Source organism: Dietzia sp. 2505 (assembly GCF_040546785.1).
Lineage (GTDB): Bacteria > Actinomycetota > Actinomycetes > Mycobacteriales > Mycobacteriaceae > Dietzia.
On record NZ_JBEPON010000008.1, the window covers coordinates 98,702 to 117,681 of the forward strand.

Consider the following 18,980-nt stretch of genomic DNA (forward strand, 5'->3'; position numbering starts at 1 on the left):
GCGTCGCAAGTGTACGTCAGCCCCGGCAGTGGCTCTAAATCGCTCGATCGGGGTCGTCGAGGGCGACGGTCACGATCGCCTTGCCGAACACCTTGGCCCCGCCGCAGGTGACCGTGAGCGCCACGTCCGCCGTGGAACCGTCGTCGGCGACCTTTCTCACCGTGCCGGCCACCTCCAGCAGGGCCGGGGCGTCGGCGGGGACCACCACCGGCCCGGCGAACCGGATCGAGGTGGCCACCACCCGGTCCGCGCCCCCCGCCCACTCGGCCACGACCCCGATAGCCAGCGCCGCGGTCAGCATCCCGTGCGCGACCACCCCGGGAAGACCGAGCTCGCGGGCGGCCTCGTCACTGAGGTGGATGGGGTTGTGGTCCCCCGAGGCGTCCGCGTAGCGGCGCAGGTCCTCCCGCGTCACCGGCAGGCTGCGGGCCCGGATCGGCTCGCCGGGCTCTGGTCGCCTCGTCGTCGTCGTTTCGTCCGTCGTCGTCGTTTCGTCCGTGGTCATCCCTCCACCTCCGCGGTGAGCAGCGCGCTCGACAGGGACTGGACGGCCGCGCCGGTCGGGTCGCGGAGCACCGTGTCGAAGCCGATCATCCGCCCGCCACGGGCGGACCGCACGCCGGTGACCGTCGCGGTGGCGGTGAGGACGTCACCGACCGCGATGGGCCTGTGGTGCACGGAGGACTGGGCGGTGTGGAGAGTGCGGGAGAGGTCGATCCGCAGGTCGGGGTGCTCCATCACCGCGCGCTGGACCGGCGCCGTCAGCGCCGCGGCCAGCGTGGCCGGCACCTCGCCGGACGGGGCGCCGACGGCCTCGGCGACACGCGCCACCACCTCGGCGGTGACGGTGACGGGGTCGCCGGTGACGACGACGACGTGATCGTCTGCGTTGTCTGTGCTCACACCGGCCGACGCTACCCCAGCCGTTCCGCGCGAAATCGCCGATGCGACACGGACGCGACTCCTACGGTGGGGACAGTCGACCAGGGAGAGCGCCCGTGAGCCAGAAACATCCGGCAGGACACGACCGAGACGAGCGCGGGATCGAGGAGCGCGGCCCCGTGGCCGGCCACGGCGGGTCCCACGCCACCGCCGTCGCCGCCGCGCACGGGGTCCGCACGATGTTCACGCTCTCCGGCGCCCACGTCTTCCCGATGTACGACGCGGCGGAGAAGGAGGACCACGGCATCTCCCTGCTCGACGTCCGGCACGAACAGACCGCCGCGTTCGCCGCCGAGGCCACCGGCAAGCTCACCCGCTCGCCCGGCCTGGCCGTCCTCACCGCCGGGCCCGGCGTCACCAACGGCATCAGCGCGATCTCCCAGGCCTCGTTCTCCGGCGCGCCCATGGTGGTGATCGGCGGCCGCGCCCCCGCGGGCCGGTGGGGCACGGGCAGCCTGCAGGAGTTCGACCACGTTCCCCTGGTCGAGTCGGTGACGGTGTCCGCCGAGACGGCCCGCGACACCGCCGACATCGCCGACGCCACGCACCGGGCCTTCACCGCCGCACGCTCCGCGCACCGCGGGCCTGCGTTCCTGGACGTGCACATGGACCACTTCTTCGACCAGTGCGAGTCCGTGCGACCGGGACCGGGCTCCGGGCCCACCCCGGATCGCGCACCCGACACCGACGCGATCGACCGGATCGCCGACCTGGTGGTGGGGGCGCACCGGCCCGTCCTGGTGCTGGGGTCGGACGTCTGGGCCGACGGCGCCGAGGTGGCCGCCCTGCGCTGTGTGGAGTCGCTCGGTCTGCCCGCGATCCCCAACGGCATGGGTCGAGGGGTCGTCCCCGCCGGTCACGCACTGTTGGTGTCCAAGGCGCGGGGGATGGCGTTCGGGAACGCCGACCTCGTCGTGGTGGTCGGCACCCCGCTGGACTTCCGCCTGGGGTACGGCGTGTTCGGTGGGAAGGACGGGGCGGACCCCGCGACGGTGGTGCACATCGCCGACTCCGAGGGTCAACTCAGCCGGCACGCCTCACCCGCCGTCGCCACAGCCGGTGACCTGGGGCAGGTCCTGGACGCGCTGACCGAGGCGGTGCATCGTCGGTCGACGACGCCGGACTGGGGCGGGTGGGCGCGGTCGCTGCGGGAGAAGGCGGACGCAACGCACGCCGCCGACCTGGAGTTGTTCAGCGCGAGCGCCGATCCCATCCACCCGGCGCGCATCTACGGCGAACTGCTGCCGAGGCTGGAAGAGGACGCGGTCGTGATCGGCGACGGCGGTGACTTCGTCTCCTTCGCCGGCAAGTTCATCGAGCCCGCCCGGCCCGGGAACTGGCTGGACCCCGGCCCGTTCGGCTGCCTCGGCGCAGGCCTGGGCGCGGCGATCGCCGCCAGGATCGCCCGGCCGTCGAGCCAGGTGGTGCTGCTGCTCGGCGACGGCGCGGCCGGGTTCTCGCTGATCGACGTGGACACCCTCGTGCGGCACAACCTGCCCGTGGTGATGGTGATGGGGAACAACGGGGCGTGGGGACTGGAGAAGGGGCCGATGCAGATGCTGTACGGCTACGACGTGATCGCCGACCTCGCCCCGCGCACCCGGTACGACGAGGTGGTCAGGGCGCTCGGCGGGGCCGGTGAGATGGTGACCGATCCCGCACAGATCGGCCCCGCCCTGGACCGCGCGTTCGCCAGCGGGGTGCCGTACCTGGTCAACATCGTCACAGACGTAGAGGCCGGTTATCCGCGCTCGACGTTCGGGGTGTGAGCGACGCCGGACCGCTCCCGCGCTCGGCCAGGCGCCGGGTCCCACGGTGGCACCCGTGCCGTCGTGTGCGCCGGTCATGACACGACGATCCGGTAGAGAAGCTCGGGTCGGCCTCGGCTCCCGTACCGATGGGACACGTCGACCGCGCCGTTGCGGTGCAGATGATCGAGGTAACGCCGCACGGTCGCGCGGGAGGCGCCGCTCACGCGCGCGACCTCCGCGGCCGAGTGCCCGGCGCCGTCGTCCAGTGCGGCGAGGACCGCGGCCAGCGTCGGCTCGGACAGGCCTTTCGGTAGCCGCACCGGGGCACGGCTGTCCGATGCCCGGGCCCGTCCCTCCGGCGCCGGGGTCGTGGGCCCCAGGCCCGCGCCTCTCCGCAACAGGGCGTCGATCTCCCCCTGCCCGAACGAGTCGAGCTCGGCCGGCGGCGCGGCGGCGAACTCGGACCGGAACTGCTCCAGTCGCTCGATCATCGCGGCCCTGGTGAAGGGCTTGACGAGATACCCGGCGACCTGGCCGGACAGCGCCTGTCGAACGGTGATGCGGTCCCGCAGCGAACTCACCACGATCACACTGATCGGGCGGCGGGAGATCGTCCTGATCCTGTGCAGCACCTCGATGCCGCTGAATCCCGGCAGGCCGATGTCGAGCAGCACCAGGTCGATCCCGCCACCGGCCACCCACCCCACCGCCCCCTGCCCGTCGGCGACCGCGGCGGTCACGCCGAAGCCCGCGACGCCCTCCACGTACCGGCTGTGTAGGCGCCGCGCGACGGGATCGTCGTCGACGACGAGCGTCCGGATGACGCGGCCGCCCTGTCCCTGGTCCGTCATCGACTCCCCCGCAGCCGCACGGTGACCAGCGCCCCACCGGCCGGCGATCGGCCCACCTCGATCTCACCGTCGCGGTCCCGCACGATCTGCCAGACCACCCCCAGGCCCACGCCGCGCGTCGCGTGCTGGCCACCCGGTTCTTTGGTGGAGTATCCGTGCTCGATCATCATCGGAAGCGCCTGAGGGTCCAGGCCCGGCCCGTCGTCACCCACCGCCACCTCGGTGCCGAACTCGTCCGCCAGCACCAGGACGTGGACGTGGCCCCCGGGCCCCGCCGCCTCGACGGCGTTGATCACCAGATTGGCGATGAGTGAGAGGTCGTCGCCCCCGAGCTCACCTGCGCTCGTCGAGGTCAGGGGGTCGATCTCCAGCAGTCCCCCCTGTGTCCGGTACTCCGCCGCCATCTCCCCCAACACCGCGCGCAGGCGCGGATCCTCGACGCCACCGTCGCGGGTATCCGCACCGGTGATGGGCGCCAGCTCCGCCAGGTAGTCCAGTGCCGCGTCGGCCTCGCCACTCTCGACGAGCCCGTACACCGCGTGGATGCGGGTCCGGAACTCATGGGTCTGCTCGCGCAGAGCCCGGGACAACCGTCGCTGTTCTCCCAGTTCGGCGTTCTCCGCCTCCAGCCTGCGGACCCGGGCGCCGATCGCCGCCGAGACGCCGGCGGCCCCGGTCAGCCCGACCAGCACCGCCAGCAACACCCACGGCGCCATCGCCGTGAGACTCGACCGCAGGTCGGCGGCGATCTCCGATTCGAGGACACCGACCGATGCCGCGCCGACCACGTCACCGTCGCGATACACGGGCACCTTGGCACGCAGGGTCGGCCCGAGCGTCCCCTCCTCGGTGCCGACGAAGGTGGCTCCCGCCAGCACGTCCGACGGGTCGGTCGAGACCGGCCGGCCGCGTTCCCCGGGCACCGGGTGGGTGATCCGGATCCCCTGGCCGTCACTGATCACGACGTAGTCGACGCCGGACGCCTGCTGGATCAGCTCGGTCAACGGTTGCAGTTCCTGCTCGGCGTCATCCCTCCCGATGGCATCCCGCACCTGGTCGAGCTCAGCGAGGCTGCGCGCGACCGCGAGGACCCGCTCGGTCGTGGCCTCGCGCACCTGCCGCTCCTGGGCCCGGGCCGCGGCATAGGCCGTCAGGCCCACGCAGGTCACCACGACGGCGCACTGGATCAGCAGCACCACGAGGAGCCGGAACCGCCGGCTGAGTAGCCACTCCGAGTATCGCGTCACCCCGCTCCTCCCCTCGCTCGCACCGCCACCGTCCGGCCCGACGGCGTGAGCATCAATGAGCACAAACACTAGTTGTGCCCCACATCACACGTCACCGACCCATGCTCAGCTCATCCCTCGCTGGCGCTCATGCCACCGAACACCTGGAAGGACCGTTGATGCGACACCCCTTCGCCCGCATCCTGACCGTGGTACTCGCCGTCGGCCTCACCACGGCCGCGGCGACCGACGCCAGCCGATCCGGAGGCGGCGACAACCCGCGGACCCAACTGAGCATCATCGCACCGGCCGCCCCCGGGGGCGGGTGGGACACCTTCGGCAGAGAAGCCCAGCAGGCACTCATGACCAACGGGATCGTCAACGCGGTGCGGGTCCGCAACGTCCCGGGCGCGGCCGGCACCATCGGACTGACCCAGTTCGTCCAGCTCGCCGGACGCACCGACTCACTGCTGGTCACCGGCGGCGTCATGGTGGGCGGGGTGATCCTGCAGGATTCCGACGCCACGCTCGAGGACACGACGCCGATCGCCCGCCTCGCCGACGACTACAACGTGCTGGTGGTCCCCGCGGACTCCCCCTATCAGACCCTCGACGAGTTCCTCGCGGCGTGGCGGGAGCATCCGGGGATGGCGATAGCGGGCGGGTCGCTCGGGAGCATCGATCATCTGCTCACGGGCATGCTCGCCGACGCCGCCGGCATCGACCCGGCCCTCATCAACTACATCGCCTACTCCGGTGGCGGGGAGGTCGTGAGATCGATGATCAGCGGCTCCGCGGTGGGTGCCATCTCCGGTGCCAACGACTTCGACGCCCAGATCGAGGCGGGCGAACTCCGTGCGCTCGGGGTCTCGTCGGCGACCCCGGTCGGGGAGCTGTCCACCCCGACCTTCATCGAACAGGGGTTGGACGTGTCCATGTCGAACTGGCGCGGACTGGTCGCCCCGCCGGACATCCCGGACGAGGTCCGGGACGAGCTCATCGCGATCGTCGCGGAGATGCGCGAGACCGACGAGTGGCGCGACACCCTCGAGCGCAACAACTGGACAGACGAGTTCATGGCAGGTGACGAGTTCGCGCGGTTCCTCGACGCGGAGATCGCCACGACCGAAGACATCATCAGGGAGTTGGGACAGTGACACTGTTGAACGACCCGGCGAGCACGGCGGTCCCGCCGGCCCGGTCCGGCGACCGGAGGCGATGGTGGCGTGATCGGACCGAGCTCGGGTTCGCCGCAGGCGTGCTCGCGCTCGCGGTCTTCATGATCGTGCAGATCATCACCATGGATGTCCCGGAGGGTGTGGGAGCACCCGGGCCGAGGTTCTTCCCCGGCCTCGTGGCCGGATTCCTGATCCTGACCGGTGGAATGCTGGCGATCAACGTCATCCGCACCCCCCGGCACACCGCGGCCACCTCGACCATGGGTCAGCTGTCCACCGACATGCTGGAGGACCTGGCCGCGATCGACGACCCCGTCGACTCACCCTCCCCGACGTCGCCGGTGCCTGCCGCCGACTCGGAGTATGTGCCCGTCGACTACCGCACCACCGGGGTAGTGATCGCCGCCCTCGTCGGGTTCGCGATCCTTCTCCAACCCGTCGGCTGGCTGGTCACCGCCAGCGCGTTGTTCTGGATCGTCAGCCGCGCACTGGGGAGCAGACGGCCGGTCTTCGACATCGCGGTCTCGGTGATCTTCGCCTCCGTCATTCAGATCGCGTTCTCGGCCGGGCTCGGCCTGGGACTGCCCGCCGGAATCCTCGAAGGAGTCGTGCCGTGGAGCAACTGAGTCTGCTGGGCGAGGGCCTCGCCGGGGTACTCACCCCCATGAACCTCACCCTCCTGCTGATCGGTGCCCTCCTCGGCACCGCGGTCGGTGTCCTACCGGGACTCGGCTCCGCGATGGCGGTCGCCCTGCTCCTGCCGGTCACCTTCACCCTCGACCCGACCGGCGCCTTCATCATGTTCGCCAGCATCTACTTCGGCGGACTGTTCGGCGACTCGACCTCCGGCATCCTGCTCAACACACCGGGCAACTCGTCCGCCATAGCCACGACATTCGAAGGGCACCGGATGGCCAAGAGCGGCCGGGCGGCCAAGGCCCTGGGCATCTCGGCGGTCGGCGCCTTCACGGGCGGCATGATCGCGTGCGCCTGCGTCGTGATGTTCTCCCCCTATCTGATCGTCCTCGCCCGGGCGTTCTCGTCACCGGAGTACTTCGCTCTGGCGGTGTTCGCCTTCGTCGCCATCTCGGCGGTCGTCGCCGAATCCGTCGTGAGGGGACTCGCCGCGCTCGGGCTGGGTCTCGCTCTCGCTCTGGTCGGAACCGACTCGATGACCGGCACCCAGCGCTTCACGTTGGACAACCCGTCCCTGTTCGAGGGCATCTCGATCATCGTGATCACCGTGGGCCTGCTGGCTCTCGGGGAGGTGCTGCACCAGGCGTCGCGGATCCACCGCGAGGCACACATCGGCGGTCCGGTGACCACCGAGGGCTCTCCTTTCCCGACCCGCAAGGAGATGCGCAAGGTCGTGCCCGCCTTCCTCCGGGGCACAGCGTTCGGTCTGCCCTTCGGCACGATCCCGGTCGGCGGCTCCGAGGTACCGACGTTCCTCGCCTACGGCACCGAGAAGGCACTGGCCGCGCGGCGCCACGACCCCGACTTCGGCACCCGCGGCGCGCTCCAGGGCGTCGCCGCACCCGAGGCCGCGGGCAACGCCACCGCCGGCAGCGCGATGGGGGCGCTGCTCGTCCTGGGTCTGCCGACCTCGGCGACCGCCGCCATGATGCTGGCCGCGTTCCAGCAGTACGGGATGCAGCCCGGTCCCCTGCTGTTCGAGACGAGTGCCGCACTGGTCTGGCCGCTGCTGGCCAGCCTGTTCGTCGGCCTGATCATCCTGCTGATCATCAACCTGCCGTTCGCGGCCGTGTGGGCGAAGCTGCTGCTGATCCCCCGCCACTACCTGTATGCCGGGGTGACGGTCATCGCGATGCTCGGCACCTACGCGATCTCCTCGTCGACGCTGGATCTCTGGATGGTGATCGCGATCGGCATCATGGGATTCCTCATGCGCCGGTACTCGATCCCGCTGGCCCCGGTCCTGATCGCAGCGATCCTCGGACCGCTGGCGGAGCTCGAACTGCGTCGGTCGCTCGCACAGTCCGAGGGCGATGTGACGATTCTGTTCTCGTCGACCATCACCCTCACGCTGTACGCGTTGCTGGCGGCAGCCGTGACGGCGAGCATCATCCAGCACACCCGGCACCGTCGTCGTCGCCGCGTGGAGGCCGCCGCACGGGTGGAGGCCGCCCCACGGTGAGGGAGTGGCAGGACACGACGAAGGCCGCCCACGACACGTGGGCGGCCTTCGTGATCTTGATCGGTACCGGTGGGGGGACTCGATCCCCCGACCTCACGATTATGAGTCGTGCGCTCTAACCAGCTGAGCTACACCGGCATGCCCTGCCAGTCGGGCGATCGAACCGCCCCGCACAGTGCGAGCCCCCTGACGGAATCGAACCGTCGACCTTTTCCTTACCATGGAAACGCTCTACCGACTGAGCTAAGGGGGCCGGCCACTCCGGTTCGCGAATCACTTCGCGGCTCGGGGTGAAAGCCTCTAGCAGATTACACACACGCTCGAACAGGGCACAAATCGCCCGGTTGGATGGGGTTGGCGCCCCGCTGGCAGGATGTGGGGTATGCGCATCTCCGTGGTCGTCCCCGTCCTCGACGACGCCCACGAACTCGCCGGATGCCTCGCGGCCCTGCGGTCCCAGACGAGGACTCCGGACGAGATCGTGGTGGTGGACAACGGGTGCGCCGACGACAGTGCGGAGGTGGCCCGCGACGCCGGGGCCCGGGTGGTCGCCGAAGCCGTGCGGGGCATCCCCTCCGCCACGGCCACCGGCTACGACGCGGCCACCGGGGACGTGATCGCCCGCCTGGACGCGGACTCCCGCCCGGGTCCCGACTGGGTGCAGCGGATCGAGAGGGCGTTCACCGAGGATCCCGAGCTCGTGGCGATCTCCGGCCCGGGCGAGTTCATCGGACTGAGCGGCTGGCGGGCCCGCGCCGCGCGGCTGCTCTATATGGACGCGTACTTCTTCTCGGTGGGCGCCGCGATGGCCCACCCGGTGCTGTTCGGGTCGAACCTGGCGATGCGTCGCGAGGCCTGGGACCGCGTCCGGGACGGGGTGAACCGATCGGACCCGGAGCTACACGACGACATCGACCTGTCGTTCCAGTTCGGTGCCGCCGACCGACTCCGGGTGGACCGGTCGCTGACCGTGGGCATCTCCGCGCGCCCGTTCGACGATCCCGCCGCGATGCGCCGACGGTTCTCCCGTGCGTTCCGGACGATCGCCCGCAACTGGCGCATCAGCCCGCCCTCGCGACGCTGGATGGACCGCGTCCAGCGCTGACGCCCCGGCCGACCCCTCGACGTGCGCGCCCGTGACGCGAGCGTCGTCAGGACCAGACGAGCACCGACCACAGGACGATCTGCGTCACGCAGAAGCCCGCCAACATGTTGAGCACCAGGAAGCGCTTCCAGCCCTCGTTGGTGCGCTCGGCATCGGCGTCGGTGACCCCGACGTAGGCCGCCACGGTGGCGAGGTACGGCAGGATCGCGAAGGCGGCCCCGGAGGCCGGCCACGGCGCCGCCGCCAGCAGCACGACCACCGCCGCGGCATAGCAGGCCAGCGCGAACCACACCGCGGCCCGGGCCCCGAGCACGGTGGCGACGGACTTCAGGTCCGCCTCGCGGTCGAAGCGGACGTCCTGCACCGCCCCGAACGCCTGCGAGGCCGCACCCCACAGCATGAACGCGATCAGGCACGCCCACACTCCCCCGGTCAGCTCCGCACCGGCGATGGTCCAGCCGACGATCGCCGGGGAGACGAAGTGGAACGCGGAGGTGAGCGAGTCCAGGAACGGGATCTCCTTGAACCGCAGCCCCTTGGCGCTGTAGGCGATCACCGCGAACGCGCTCGCGGCGAGCCACAGGGACGACTCCACCGTCCCCGTCAGCACCAGGTACACGAGGAACGGCACGGTGGTCACCGCCGAGGCCACCAGGGTTGCCGTGTGACGGGACCGCTCGAGCACAGAACCCTCGACCCCGCCCTTGCGCGGGTTGCGCAGGTCGGACTCGTAGTCGAAGACGTCGTTGATCCCGTACATCGCGAGGTTGTACGGCACCAGGAAGAAGATCGTGCCGATCACGCCGACGAGGTCGAACCCCCCGGTGGCCAGGAAATACGCGAGGGCGAACGGCGCGGCGGTGTTGACCCACGACACCGGCCGGGAGGACCAGAACAGCGTGGTGAGCAGTCCCGGCGACCCGGGCCGCTCGGGGGTGCGGACCTCGTCGTCGTCACCGGGTTCCTGGGCGCGCGTGAGCAGCGCGTCCCCCCTACCCGACACCGTCGGGCTCCCCACCTCGGCCCCGACCCGCGGCGACGCGGTGAGCAACGCCCACACCGACGGCACGAACACCGCCGCGGCCACGGCGTAGGCGAAGTCCTCGATGGGCGCGACGCCCAGTCGGATGCCGCTGGTGAGCGAGTCGTCGTAGGCCACGAGTCCGGCCGAGATCATGATGTTGTCGAAGACCGCGGTGAGGATCATGAGAATCAGCAGCGCGCCGCCGACCCCGATCAGCCACCGGCGTCTCTCGGGCCCGCGCAGGCGCCAGGCCGCGAGGAGGGCCACGGCCACCACGGGGATGGACATGGTGAGGTTGAGGGTCGTGTACAGGCTGGTCACCGGAGTTCCCCCGTCATCCGGGAGGGCTGGGACGCCCTGGCCGCACGGGAGCCCCGCGCGTGGTCGACCGCGCGCGAGACCCCCGCCGCGCACACCAACGCGAGGTGGGACAGGAACGCCAGGAACACGACCTCCTCGAACGGGATCTCCGGCGCCACCAGCAGCCCGGTCATGAAGTCGGTCTGTCCGCGGAAGAACACCCCGCTGCGCACCCCGAGCACGTCCCAGGTGAGCAGCAACGCCACGGAGGCGGTGACGGCGAGCGCCGCGGCGGCGGGCGCACGGAACGCCGCCAGCTTCCAGCGGTGGTCGATCACCAGGATCCCGGTGAAGGAGACCACCTGGACCAGGAGATAGGACAGCCCGATCACCTGTCGATCACCGCTCTGTCGTATACCGCCCTGTCGAACACCGTGCCCCCGCCGGGCTCCGCCACCGGGGCGGTCCCCGTGTCGCCACGGACGTGTTTGAGCACCAGCTCGGCGCTGATGAGGCACATCGGCAACCCGATCCCGGGGATGGTGGACGCCCCCGCGTAGTAGAGACCGTCGACGTGCCTGGAGACGTTGCGGGTCCGGAAGAACGCGCTCTGGGCGAGGGTGTGGGCGGGGCCGAGGGCGGTGCCGCGCCATGCACCCAGGTCGTCCTCGAGGTCCGCCGGCGCGATGGTGCGACGGACGACCACCCGCTCGGCCAGGTCAGGGATCCCTGTCCAGTCGGCGATCTGCGCGATCGCCTGGTCGGCCGCGGCCTCGATGGTCGCGTCGCCCGCGCCGTCCACGCCGCCGTGGCCGAGACCCGGGTCGGCGGGGATGGGGACCAGGACGAAGAGGTTCTCGTGCCCGGCGGGGGCGATGCCGGAGTCGGGTCCGTCGGTCGCGCTGGGTCTGCAGACGTAGAGCGAGGCCGGGTCGGGGATGTGGGTGGAGTCGCCGAAGATGGCGTCGAAGCCCTCCTCCCAGCGGTCGGTGAACAGCAGCGTGTGGTGCGCCAGCTGCGGCAGCTCCCCCCGGACCCCGAGCAGCATGAGCAGCGCGCCGGGTCCGGGCGTCTTCGCGTCCCAGTAGGACTGCGGGTAGGTCCGGAGGTCCTCCGGCAGCCACCGGGTCTCGAGGTGGTGCAGGTCGGCGGCGCCCACCACGAGTCCGGCGGGCAGGGTCCGCTCGGCACCGGTCCGGTCGCGCACCCGGACGCCGGTCACCCGCGCCCGGGCGGTCCCACCGTCCGGTCCGCCGTCGGAGGTGGTGGTGAGTTCCACCGCCTCGGTGCCCGTGTGGATACGCACCCCCTGCGCCTCGGCCATCCGGCGGACGGCGGCGATGAGCTCAGTGAACCCTCCGCGGGGGTACAGCACCCCGTCGGTGAGGTCGAGATGGCTCATCAGGTGGTAGATCGACGGGGCGAGGTACGGGGAGGAGCCCAGGAACACGGCCGGGTAGCCGAGGATCTGATGGATCCGGCGGTCGGTGAACCGTCGGGCGACGAAGGACTGCAGCGGCTGGACGAGCCGCGCCACCAGCGACCCCGCCCGGGCCAGCACGTCCGGTCGCACCAGAGCGGGGTACGAGGTGAAGTTGGTGTAGAGGAACCGGCGCAGCGCCAGGTCGTAGGTCGCCCCGGCCGAGTCGAGGTACTTCCCCAGCGCGGAACCCGCGCCGGGTTCGAGCGACTCGAACAGGTCCTGCGACGCCCCGCGATCCGAGCGGATGTCGACCGGGTCGGCCTGCCCCTCGAAGTAGACGCGGTATCCGGGATCCAGCCGGACCAGGTCGAGCTCCTCGGCGGCCGAGGATCCGCACAGCCGGAAGAAGTGGTCGAAGACCTCGGGCATCAGATACCAGGATGGGCCGGTGTCGAAGCGGAACCCGTCCGCCGACCAGCTGCCGGCGCGACCGCCCACCTCGTCGGTGGCCTCGACCAGCGTGACGTCGCGGCCCTCGCGGGCGAGCAGGGCGGCGGTGGCCAGTCCGGCGATCCCTCCGCCCACCACCACGACGGGGCCGTCCGGGGCCTGCCCGCGCGCGTGGGCGACGGGCAGTCGGCCCGTCAGGGCGCGGACGCCCGATCCGACGAGGCTCCGGGCGCTCATCGCACGACCGCCCGTCCACGGGCCGCGCCGGATCGTCCCCGCCCGGAGGCGGCCCGTCCGATCACGGCGAGCTTGACCGGGCCCGGCACCCGCACCCGGCCCGCACTGACCCCGGCCGCACCGGCCGCGCGCAACCGGTCGTTGAGCTCGGCGAACAGATCGTGCGCGGCCAGGACGGCGACCCGGTCGCGCCCGGGGATCCGGTCGATCGAGGCGCGGGCGATACGCAGGTCGGCGTCCACGTCGTCGGCCAACTCCCGCACGTCCCGGTCGGTCAACGCGCGCGGGTCACGGCCCGGCAGGTAGTTGCGGCCGAGGTCGAGCGAGTCCTCACGGATGTCGCGGAGGAAGTTGACCTTCTGGAAGGCCGAACCGAGTGCGCGTGCTCCGGCGGCCATCTCGTCGTCGTCACCCAGTCCCCCGCCGGCGAACGTGCGCAGGCACATCTCCCCGATCACCTCCGCGGAACCGTGGATGTACCGGCGCAGGGACTCCGGAGTGTGCTCGGTGACCTCCAGGTCGGCCTCCATCGAGTCGTAGAACGGGTCGATCAACCGGGCGCCGATCCCGAACCGGCGGGCGGTGTCCGCGAAGGCGTGGGTGACCGGGTCCGGATCGAGACCTCGCTCGACCGCGCGGTGGGTGCGACGGCGGGCGTCGGCGATGAGCTCGCGGGCGGAGCCGGGGTCGTCCATCGCGCCGTCGACGACCTCGTCCCCGACCCGGGCCCACGCGTAGATCGCGGCCACGTGCGGCCGGGTGGCCGGGGCCAGCAACCGGCAGGCCAGGGAGAACGAGGTGGAGTACCGGCGCAGGATCACGTCACTGCACGCGCGGGCGGCCTCCGTGAACTCGGCGTGCGGGCTCTGCGGGGTCATCGGGTCCTCTCGAGGGCGGTGGCCAGGTGGGGGTCGAGCGCGGAACGGAGTTCGTGCGGGACGGCCGGGGAGTCCAACGCGGCGCGGGCGGCGGTCACCAGGTCCTCCGCGATGCCCAGGGCGTGATCGCGGGCGCCGCACTCGGCCAGCAGCGCTCGGGCGGCGGCCGGATCCGGGCGCGCACCGTCCGTGTCAGCCCGGCCGGCGTCGGTACCACCGAGCGCGACGTCCACGCGCGGCCAGAGATCGGTGGTGGAGGCGAAGGCGAGCAACACCGTGGGGGCCCGGCGGACCAGGTCACCCTCGTTGGACTTGCCGGTCACCGCCGGGTCACCGAACACGCCCAGGACGTCGTCGACCACCTGGTACGCCGTCCCCAGGTGGCGACCGGTCTCACGGAGCGGGGGGATCATCTCCTCCGGCCCCCCGGCCAGGACCACGCCCAGCACCATCGGCAGGGTCACGGAGTAGGCCGCGGTCTTGGCGGCACCGATGGCCAGCGCGTGCTCCTGCGTGGTCGGCTCACCGTGGGCCGCACCGTGGACGTCGGCGTACTCCCCGGCGATGGAGGCCACGACCGCGCGTTCGACCTCCGCCATGGCGCGGTGCAGCACGGGCCCCGGCACGGGCAACCGGGCGAACTCGCCCATCGCGGCCACCAGGAGGAGATCCCCGCCGAGCAGTCCCCCCACCATGCCGACGTGCGCGGCGGCCTCCCGGGACAGCCCCTGCTCGGTCCCCCGCGTCGTGGTGCGACCCTGCAGGTTGGGCCGGCCCCGGCGGTGGTCGTCGCCGTCGGCCACGTCGTCGTGGACCAGGAAGGCCTCGTGGAGGAGTTCGAGCGCCTGACAGGCGGCGGCGCGAACCGACTCGTCGCGACCGCCGGCGTGCGTGTAGACCGCGTCGAACAGTGCCGAGCGCATGCCCTTGCCGGATCGGGTGGTGCGGTCCAGATCGGCCGCCCAGTCGTCGACGGCGGGACCCAGGCCGTCGGGCAGGTCACGAGAGGTCATCCGCTGGGCGGCGCTTACCGAATCCAGTGTCATGTCCTGTTGTTCGGAGCCGACCCTGTCGTGGATACCCCTCACCTCGAATCTTTTCGATGAGATGCGGCACACCGGCGTCCCGCACCCGGAGCCGCTGATGTCCACGGTGTCACACGGCCACACTATCGCGGCCCGGAAATGCACGAAGACCCCCGCTTGTGGCGGGGGTCTCGCGTGCCAGATGATGGATTCGAACCAACGTAGGCATAAGCCGACGGATTTACAATCCGCTCCCTTTGGCCGCTCGGGCAATCTGGCGTGCACCCTTGAAGGCGCTAGGACACGATACAACGCGTGTGACCCCCGGTGCCAAATCGGGGGCCGGCGGGGTGGCCCGGGCGGATGTCACGGCCGGGTAGCCTGGCCGGGATCGTCCCCCACCTCAGAGAAGGAGCGCGTCCATGGCCTCGGAGTCCTCGTTCGACATCGTCTCGGAGTTCGACCGCCAGGAGGTGGACAACGCCCTCAACCAGGCCGCCAAGGAGCTGGGCACCCGTTACGACTTCCGCGGTACCGACGCCGGTATCGAGTGGAAGGGCGACGACGCGGTGGAGATCGTCGCGGCCTCCGAGGACCGTGTGTTGGCGGCCAAGGACGTGTTCATCGAGAAGCTCGTCCGCCGGGGCCTGAGCATGAAGGCGCTGGAGGTGGGCGACCCGATGCCGTCCGGCAAGGGCTTCCGCCTGGTCGGTTCCCTCAAACAGGGCATCGACAAGGAGAACGCCAAGAAGATCACCAAGCTCCTGCGCGACGAGGGCCCCAAGGGCGTCAAGGCTCAGATCCAGGGCGAGGAGATCCGGGTGTCGTCCAAGAAGCGCGACGACCTGCAGGAATGCATGGCGCTGCTCAAGAAGGCCGATCTCGAGGTCGCGCTGCAGTTCACCAACTACCGCTGAGCTGACAGTGTCGCCTCCGGCCGGTAGGGCGACAGGGTTGTCCGCCGACGCAACAGACCCCCGCTGGGCACCGGTCGGCGAGCCGCGCCGCACAGGCGCCTGACGTGAGGACCCCGAGATGACTGCCGTGTACACGTGGGACGTCTTCTGCACCCTCGACGGCTACGGCTCCTTCGGCCCCCAGGGTGACTGGGGTGGTTACTGGGGCAAGCAGGGCCCCGAGCTCCTCTCCCACCGCGCCTCCCTGTTCGACATCGAGCAGCGGATGGTCTTCGGGGGCACCACCTTCCGGGAGAACGCCGCCATCCTGATGCCCGGCGACGATCCGCACAGCCGGGACGAGTGGAACCTCAGGATGCTGCGCACGCCGGCGACCGTCATCTCCTCCACGTTGCGCGACACCCTCGGCTGGCCGGACGCGACGATCGTCAGCGGCGACGCCGTAGACATCGTCGCCCGGCTCAAGGAGGAGTCGGACCTGCCGCTGCGCTCGCAGGGCAGCCTGTCGCTCAACTGGGCACTCCTTGCCGCGGGCCTGGTTGATCGCCTGCAGGTGACGATCTTCCCCGTCATCTCCGGGCGCACCGGCACCTCCCCGATCCTCGCCGGCGCCGGCGACCTCGATCTCGTGCTGCTGGAGAGCCGCGTACTCGACGGGCACACCCAGGAACTCGTCTACTCCCCCTCCGGCCATTGAACTGCCAGCATCCGGACCGAATTTCGGGCCGCCCGGTGGCGCGTCTGTTCCGCACCGCGCCTGGTGTCCGGGTGGTGGCGGCGGCCGTCGGACTGTCACTGCTCGCGGGATGTGCGCCCGCGGGCGACCGCGACGAGGCGTCGCAGCTGCTAACGGTCTTCGCCGCCGCCTCGCTCACCAGCGCGTTCACCCGCATCGCCGAGGACTACGAGCGTCAGAACCCCGACGTGGAGGTACGGCTGTCCTTCGACGGATCCTCCGGGCTGGTCGACCAGATCGCCGGCGGCGCGCCCGCCGACGTGTTCGCCTCGGCGGATGCCGCGAGCATGGACCGAGCACTGGCCGAGGGACTGATCTCCGGTGAGCCGGCGGTGTTCGCGATCAACACGCTGACCCTCATCACCCCGCCCGGCAACCCCGCCGGCATCACCGGCCTGGACCGTTCTCTCGACGGCACCCGGTTGGTCGTGTGCGCTGACGGTGTGCCCTGCGGCGAGGCTGCACGCGCGCTGGCCGCGGCAGCCGGGGTGGAGTTGCGACCGGTGAGCGAGGAATCCAAGGTCACCGACGTGCGCGGCAAGGTCACCTCCGGGGAGGCCGATGCCGGGATCGTCTACGTCACCGATGCTCTCGCCGCCGGGGACCGAGTGGAGCAGATCGCGATCCCCGCAGCGCGGACCGATCCCAACCGCTATCTGATCGCGGAGATCGACCGACCCGGCCGCAGCGGCGCGGAGTCCGATGCGGCCCGGCGCTTCCTCGACGCGGTCACCGGGGACGCGGGCCGCACCGTGCTCGCCGACCACGGATTCGGTCCGCCGTGACCCGCCCCCCGCTCCCCCGGTGGCTCCTCGCGCTGGCGGTGGTAGCAGTGGCCCTGGCCGCGGTCCCACTGCTGGGCATGGCCGTACGCATCCCGTGGGCGGCCGTGCCCGCCCTGCTGACATCGGAAGCGGCCCGGGAGGCCACTCTGCTGAGCCTGCGCACGTGCGCGGTCTCGACGCTGCTGTGTGTGCTGCTGGGCACCCCCCTGGCGGTGTTGCTGGCACGCAGCGACGGCCCGCTGGCCGCGCTGGCGAGGACGGTCACCGCGCTGCCGATGGTGCTGCCGCCCGTGGTGGCGGGGCTGGCCCTGCTCACCACCCTCGGGCGCACGGGAGTGGTCGGTCGGCCCCTGTCCGTGCTGGGGATCGAGATCGGCTTCACCACCGCGGCCGTGGTGGTAGCCCAGACCTTCGTGGCCATGCCGTTCCTGGTGATCGCCGTGGAGGGCGCACTGCGGTCGGTGGACGCCCGGCTCGAGCGCACCGCCGCCTCCCTGGGCGCGTCACCCACCCGTGTGCTCGCCACGGTCACGCTGCCGCTGGTCCTGCCCGCCCTTCTGGCCGGCGCCGCGATGTCCTTCGCCCGCGCGCTCGGGGAGTTCGGCGCCACCCTGACCTTCGCCGGGTCCCTGCAGGGCACCACGCGCACCCTGCCGCTCGAGATCTACCTGAGCAGGGAGGCCGACACCGACTCCGCCCTCGCGTTGGCGCTGCTGCTGATCGTCGTGGCCGCGCTGTTGATGGCAGTCTCGGCGGTCGTGGCGCGACGGGCGGTGGTGGGCCGTGGCTGAGCACCCGCCCGCTCATCACCCGCTGCCCGGGGGGCCTCGGGGCCGATCCGTGGAGACGGGGTCCGCCACCGGCCCGGCTGCCGCGCTCGACTGCCGCGTCGACCACCGGGAGGTCGAACTCCGACTCGAGGTGCCCACCGGCCGCCGCCTGGCGATCGTCGGCCCCAACGGAGCGGGCAAGTCCACTGCCCTGGCGCTGCTGGCCGGACATCTACGCCCCGACTCCGGCCAGGTGCGGCTGCACGGCGGGACGGTCAGCTCGCCGGGACTCCACGTGCCCGCGCATCGCCGCCGGGTGGCCTCGCTCGAGCAGCGGCCCGGGCTCTTCCCCCACCTGTCCGCGCTGGACAACGTGGCGTACGGTCCCCGGGCCCGCGGCGTGCGCAGGCGCTCCGCCCTCGATCGCGCCCGCGCCGAGCTCGAGGCCGTGGGCTGCGCCGGCCTCGCCGACCGCAGGCCCCACGAGCTGTCCGGGGGGCAGGCCCAGCGCGTCGCACTGGCCCGGGCCCTGGCCGTGGATCCCGAGCTGGTCCTGCTGGACGAGCCTCTGGCGGCACTGGACGTCGAGGTCGCGCCCGGGATCCGGCGACTCCTCGCGGACCGGCTCACCGGCCGCACGGTGGTCATGGTGACCCACGATCCTATGGACCTGTGGGCGCTGGCGGACGACGTCGTCGTCGTCGCCGGGGGCCGGGTCGTCCAGTCCGGCACGGTCGAAACCGTCCTGTCCCGCCCCGGGTCCGACTTCGCCGCGCGACTGGCGGGGGTGTCGCTGGTGGAGGGCACGGTGGTCGACGACGACGAGCTGCGCACCCCCGGCGGCGACGCCGTCACCGGCTACCGCCCGGACGCGGAGTCCGGAGAGGTGCCGGGCTGGGTGACGGGGAGTCGCGCGATCGCGACCGTCGATCCACGAGCGGTGGCCGTCCACGCGGACGGATTCGCCCCCCGCGACCTGTCCAGCCCACGAAACGCCTGGCCGGCGCGCGTGGTGGGGCTCGCCCCGTCGGGGGCGCTCACCCGGGTGACCACCGAGCTCCGCGACGGCCAGCGCCTCGACGCCGAGGTGACCAGTCGATCGGCCGCGGAGCTCGCACTCGCGCCGGGAGTGGACGTGACGCTGGTGGTCAAGGCCGCGCAGGTCGCTCTCTACCCGCGCGGCTGACGTCGGGCACGACCTCGCCCCGCAGCCGTGCGGGTCCG

Annotated in this window: 19 protein-coding genes and 3 tRNA genes; 10 read left to right on the forward strand and 12 right to left on the reverse strand. The window is 71.6% G+C overall.

Annotated elements, in window-relative coordinates:
* Positions 1-34: 34 nt before the first annotated feature.
* A complete protein-coding gene (locus ABIE38_RS15005) occupies positions 35-505 on the reverse strand; it encodes a MaoC/PaaZ C-terminal domain-containing protein (RefSeq protein ID WP_354057591.1) in 471 nt (156 codons plus the stop codon).
* Positions 502-903, reverse strand: coding sequence for a (3R)-hydroxyacyl-ACP dehydratase subunit HadA (hadA, locus tag ABIE38_RS15010; RefSeq protein WP_354057592.1), 402 nt, complete (start codon positions 901-903; stop codon positions 502-504). The genes ABIE38_RS15005 and hadA overlap by 4 nt, the downstream gene beginning before the upstream one ends.
* Positions 904-998: 95 nt before the next feature.
* Between hadA and ABIE38_RS15015 the strand changes: the two genes are divergently transcribed.
* Complete coding sequence (locus ABIE38_RS15015; protein WP_354057593.1) at positions 999-2,711, forward strand: acetolactate synthase; 1,713 nt, start codon at positions 999-1,001, stop codon at positions 2,709-2,711.
* 74 nt (positions 2,712-2,785) lie between these two features.
* Here ABIE38_RS15015 and ABIE38_RS15020 read toward each other — a convergent pair whose 3' ends face one another.
* Positions 2,786-3,544, reverse strand: coding sequence for a response regulator (locus ABIE38_RS15020; RefSeq protein ID WP_354057594.1), 759 nt, complete (start codon positions 3,542-3,544; stop codon positions 2,786-2,788).
* The gene (locus tag ABIE38_RS15025) at positions 3,541-4,791 is read right to left on the reverse strand and encodes a sensor histidine kinase (RefSeq protein WP_354057596.1); all 1,251 of its coding nucleotides are present in this window, start codon (positions 4,789-4,791) and stop codon (positions 3,541-3,543) included. Before ABIE38_RS15025 ends, ABIE38_RS15020 begins: the two co-directional genes overlap by 4 nt.
* Positions 4,792-4,949: 158 nt before the next feature.
* Between ABIE38_RS15025 and ABIE38_RS15030 the strand changes: the two genes are divergently transcribed.
* From ABIE38_RS15030 to ABIE38_RS15040, 3 genes are read left to right on the forward strand one after another with little or no spacing between them, the layout of a single operon-like run.
* Entirely contained in the window at positions 4,950-5,927 is a 978-nt protein-coding gene (locus ABIE38_RS15030) for a Bug family tripartite tricarboxylate transporter substrate binding protein (protein ID WP_354057598.1), read from the forward strand.
* Complete coding sequence (locus tag ABIE38_RS15035) at positions 5,924-6,574, forward strand: tripartite tricarboxylate transporter TctB family protein (RefSeq protein ID WP_354057600.1); 651 nt, start codon at positions 5,924-5,926, stop codon at positions 6,572-6,574. The genes ABIE38_RS15030 and ABIE38_RS15035 overlap by 4 nt, the downstream gene beginning before the upstream one ends.
* Complete coding sequence (locus ABIE38_RS15040; protein WP_354057602.1) at positions 6,562-8,106, forward strand: tripartite tricarboxylate transporter permease; 1,545 nt, start codon at positions 6,562-6,564, stop codon at positions 8,104-8,106. Before ABIE38_RS15035 ends, ABIE38_RS15040 begins: the two co-directional genes overlap by 13 nt.
* 64 nt (positions 8,107-8,170) lie before the next feature.
* On the opposite strand, the gene ABIE38_RS15045 is transcribed toward ABIE38_RS15040, so the two are convergent.
* Together ABIE38_RS15045 and ABIE38_RS15050 are read right to left on the reverse strand one after the other, a co-directional pair.
* Positions 8,171-8,244: transfer RNA gene (locus tag ABIE38_RS15045), tRNA-Met, on the reverse strand.
* A 42-nt stretch (positions 8,245-8,286) separates the two neighbouring features.
* A tRNA-Thr gene (locus ABIE38_RS15050) sits at positions 8,287-8,359 on the reverse strand.
* Between the two features lie 129 nt (positions 8,360-8,488).
* On the opposite strand from ABIE38_RS15050, the gene ABIE38_RS15055 reads away from it, so the two are divergent.
* Entirely contained in the window at positions 8,489-9,211 is a 723-nt protein-coding gene (locus ABIE38_RS15055) for a glycosyltransferase family 2 protein (protein ID WP_354057604.1), read from the forward strand.
* 46 nt (positions 9,212-9,257) lie between these two features.
* Here ABIE38_RS15055 and lbtBC read toward each other — a convergent pair whose 3' ends face one another.
* The 6 genes from lbtBC to ABIE38_RS15085 form a co-directional block, all read right to left on the reverse strand.
* Positions 9,258-10,556 (reverse strand): C(50) beta-cyclic carotenoids biosynthesis protein LbtBC, encoded by a 1,299-nt coding sequence (gene lbtBC, locus ABIE38_RS15060; protein WP_354057606.1) that lies wholly within the window; start codon positions 10,554-10,556, stop codon positions 9,258-9,260.
* The gene (locus tag ABIE38_RS15065) at positions 10,553-10,927 is read right to left on the reverse strand and encodes a lycopene cyclase domain-containing protein (RefSeq protein WP_354057608.1); all 375 of its coding nucleotides are present in this window, start codon (positions 10,925-10,927) and stop codon (positions 10,553-10,555) included. Before ABIE38_RS15065 ends, lbtBC begins: the two co-directional genes overlap by 4 nt.
* Positions 10,924-12,645: a phytoene desaturase family protein gene (crtI, locus tag ABIE38_RS15070; RefSeq protein ID WP_354057610.1), complete on the reverse strand. Its 1,722-nt coding sequence runs from the start codon at positions 12,643-12,645 to the stop codon at positions 10,924-10,926. The genes ABIE38_RS15065 and crtI overlap by 4 nt, the downstream gene beginning before the upstream one ends.
* Positions 12,642-13,523, reverse strand: coding sequence for a phytoene/squalene synthase family protein (locus tag ABIE38_RS15075; RefSeq protein ID WP_354057612.1), 882 nt, complete (start codon positions 13,521-13,523; stop codon positions 12,642-12,644). The genes crtI and ABIE38_RS15075 overlap by 4 nt, the downstream gene beginning before the upstream one ends.
* Positions 13,520-14,536: a polyprenyl synthetase family protein gene (locus ABIE38_RS15080; RefSeq protein ID WP_354057614.1), complete on the reverse strand. Its 1,017-nt coding sequence runs from the start codon at positions 14,534-14,536 to the stop codon at positions 13,520-13,522. Before ABIE38_RS15080 ends, ABIE38_RS15075 begins: the two co-directional genes overlap by 4 nt.
* Before the next feature lie 208 nt (positions 14,537-14,744).
* Positions 14,745-14,827 (reverse strand) — tRNA-Tyr (locus ABIE38_RS15085).
* 143 nt (positions 14,828-14,970) lie between these two features.
* Here ABIE38_RS15085 and ABIE38_RS15090 point away from each other — a divergent pair.
* From ABIE38_RS15090 to ABIE38_RS15110, 5 genes are all read left to right on the forward strand, one after another.
* Positions 14,971-15,465 carry a YajQ family cyclic di-GMP-binding protein gene (locus ABIE38_RS15090; protein WP_354057616.1) on the forward strand — a complete coding sequence of 165 codons (495 nt, stop codon included), beginning with the start codon at positions 14,971-14,973 and terminating at the stop codon, positions 15,463-15,465.
* A gap of 118 nt (positions 15,466-15,583) precedes the next feature.
* Positions 15,584-16,162: a dihydrofolate reductase family protein gene (locus ABIE38_RS15095; RefSeq protein WP_354057618.1), complete on the forward strand. Its 579-nt coding sequence runs from the start codon at positions 15,584-15,586 to the stop codon at positions 16,160-16,162.
* 35 nt (positions 16,163-16,197) lie between these two features.
* The gene (modA, locus tag ABIE38_RS15100; protein ID WP_354057620.1) at positions 16,198-16,986 is read left to right on the forward strand and encodes a molybdate ABC transporter substrate-binding protein; all 789 of its coding nucleotides are present in this window, start codon (positions 16,198-16,200) and stop codon (positions 16,984-16,986) included.
* Positions 16,983-17,777, forward strand: a complete 795-nt coding sequence (locus ABIE38_RS15105; RefSeq protein WP_354057622.1) for an ABC transporter permease — start codon at positions 16,983-16,985, stop codon at positions 17,775-17,777. Before modA ends, ABIE38_RS15105 begins: the two co-directional genes overlap by 4 nt.
* A 49-nt stretch (positions 17,778-17,826) precedes the next feature.
* On the forward strand, positions 17,827-18,942 hold the full coding sequence (locus ABIE38_RS15110) for a sulfate/molybdate ABC transporter ATP-binding protein (RefSeq protein WP_354057624.1): 1,116 nt from the start codon (positions 17,827-17,829) through the stop codon (positions 18,940-18,942).
* Positions 18,943-18,980: the final 38 nt, after the last annotated feature.

Coding starts and splice junctions, on each gene's coding strand:
- ABIE38_RS15005 (WP_354057591.1), bottom strand. CDS start 505: ATGACCACGGACGAAACGACGACGACGGACGAAACGACGACGACGAGG.
- ABIE38_RS15020 (WP_354057594.1), bottom strand. CDS start 3,544: ATGACGGACCAGGGACAGGGCGGCCGCGTCATCCGGACGCTCGTCGTC.
- ABIE38_RS15030 (WP_354057598.1), top strand. CDS start 4,950: ATGCGACACCCCTTCGCCCGCATCCTGACCGTGGTACTCGCCGTCGGC.
- ABIE38_RS15055 (WP_354057604.1), top strand. CDS start 8,489: ATGCGCATCTCCGTGGTCGTCCCCGTCCTCGACGACGCCCACGAACTC.
- crtI (WP_354057610.1), bottom strand. CDS start 12,645: ATGAGCGCCCGGAGCCTCGTCGGATCGGGCGTCCGCGCCCTGACGGGC.
- ABIE38_RS15075 (WP_354057612.1), bottom strand. CDS start 13,523: ATGACCCCGCAGAGCCCGCACGCCGAGTTCACGGAGGCCGCCCGCGCG.
- ABIE38_RS15080 (WP_354057614.1), bottom strand. CDS start 14,536: ATGACCTCTCGTGACCTGCCCGACGGCCTGGGTCCCGCCGTCGACGAC.
- ABIE38_RS15090 (WP_354057616.1), top strand. CDS start 14,971: ATGGCCTCGGAGTCCTCGTTCGACATCGTCTCGGAGTTCGACCGCCAG.
- ABIE38_RS15095 (WP_354057618.1), top strand. CDS start 15,584: ATGACTGCCGTGTACACGTGGGACGTCTTCTGCACCCTCGACGGCTAC.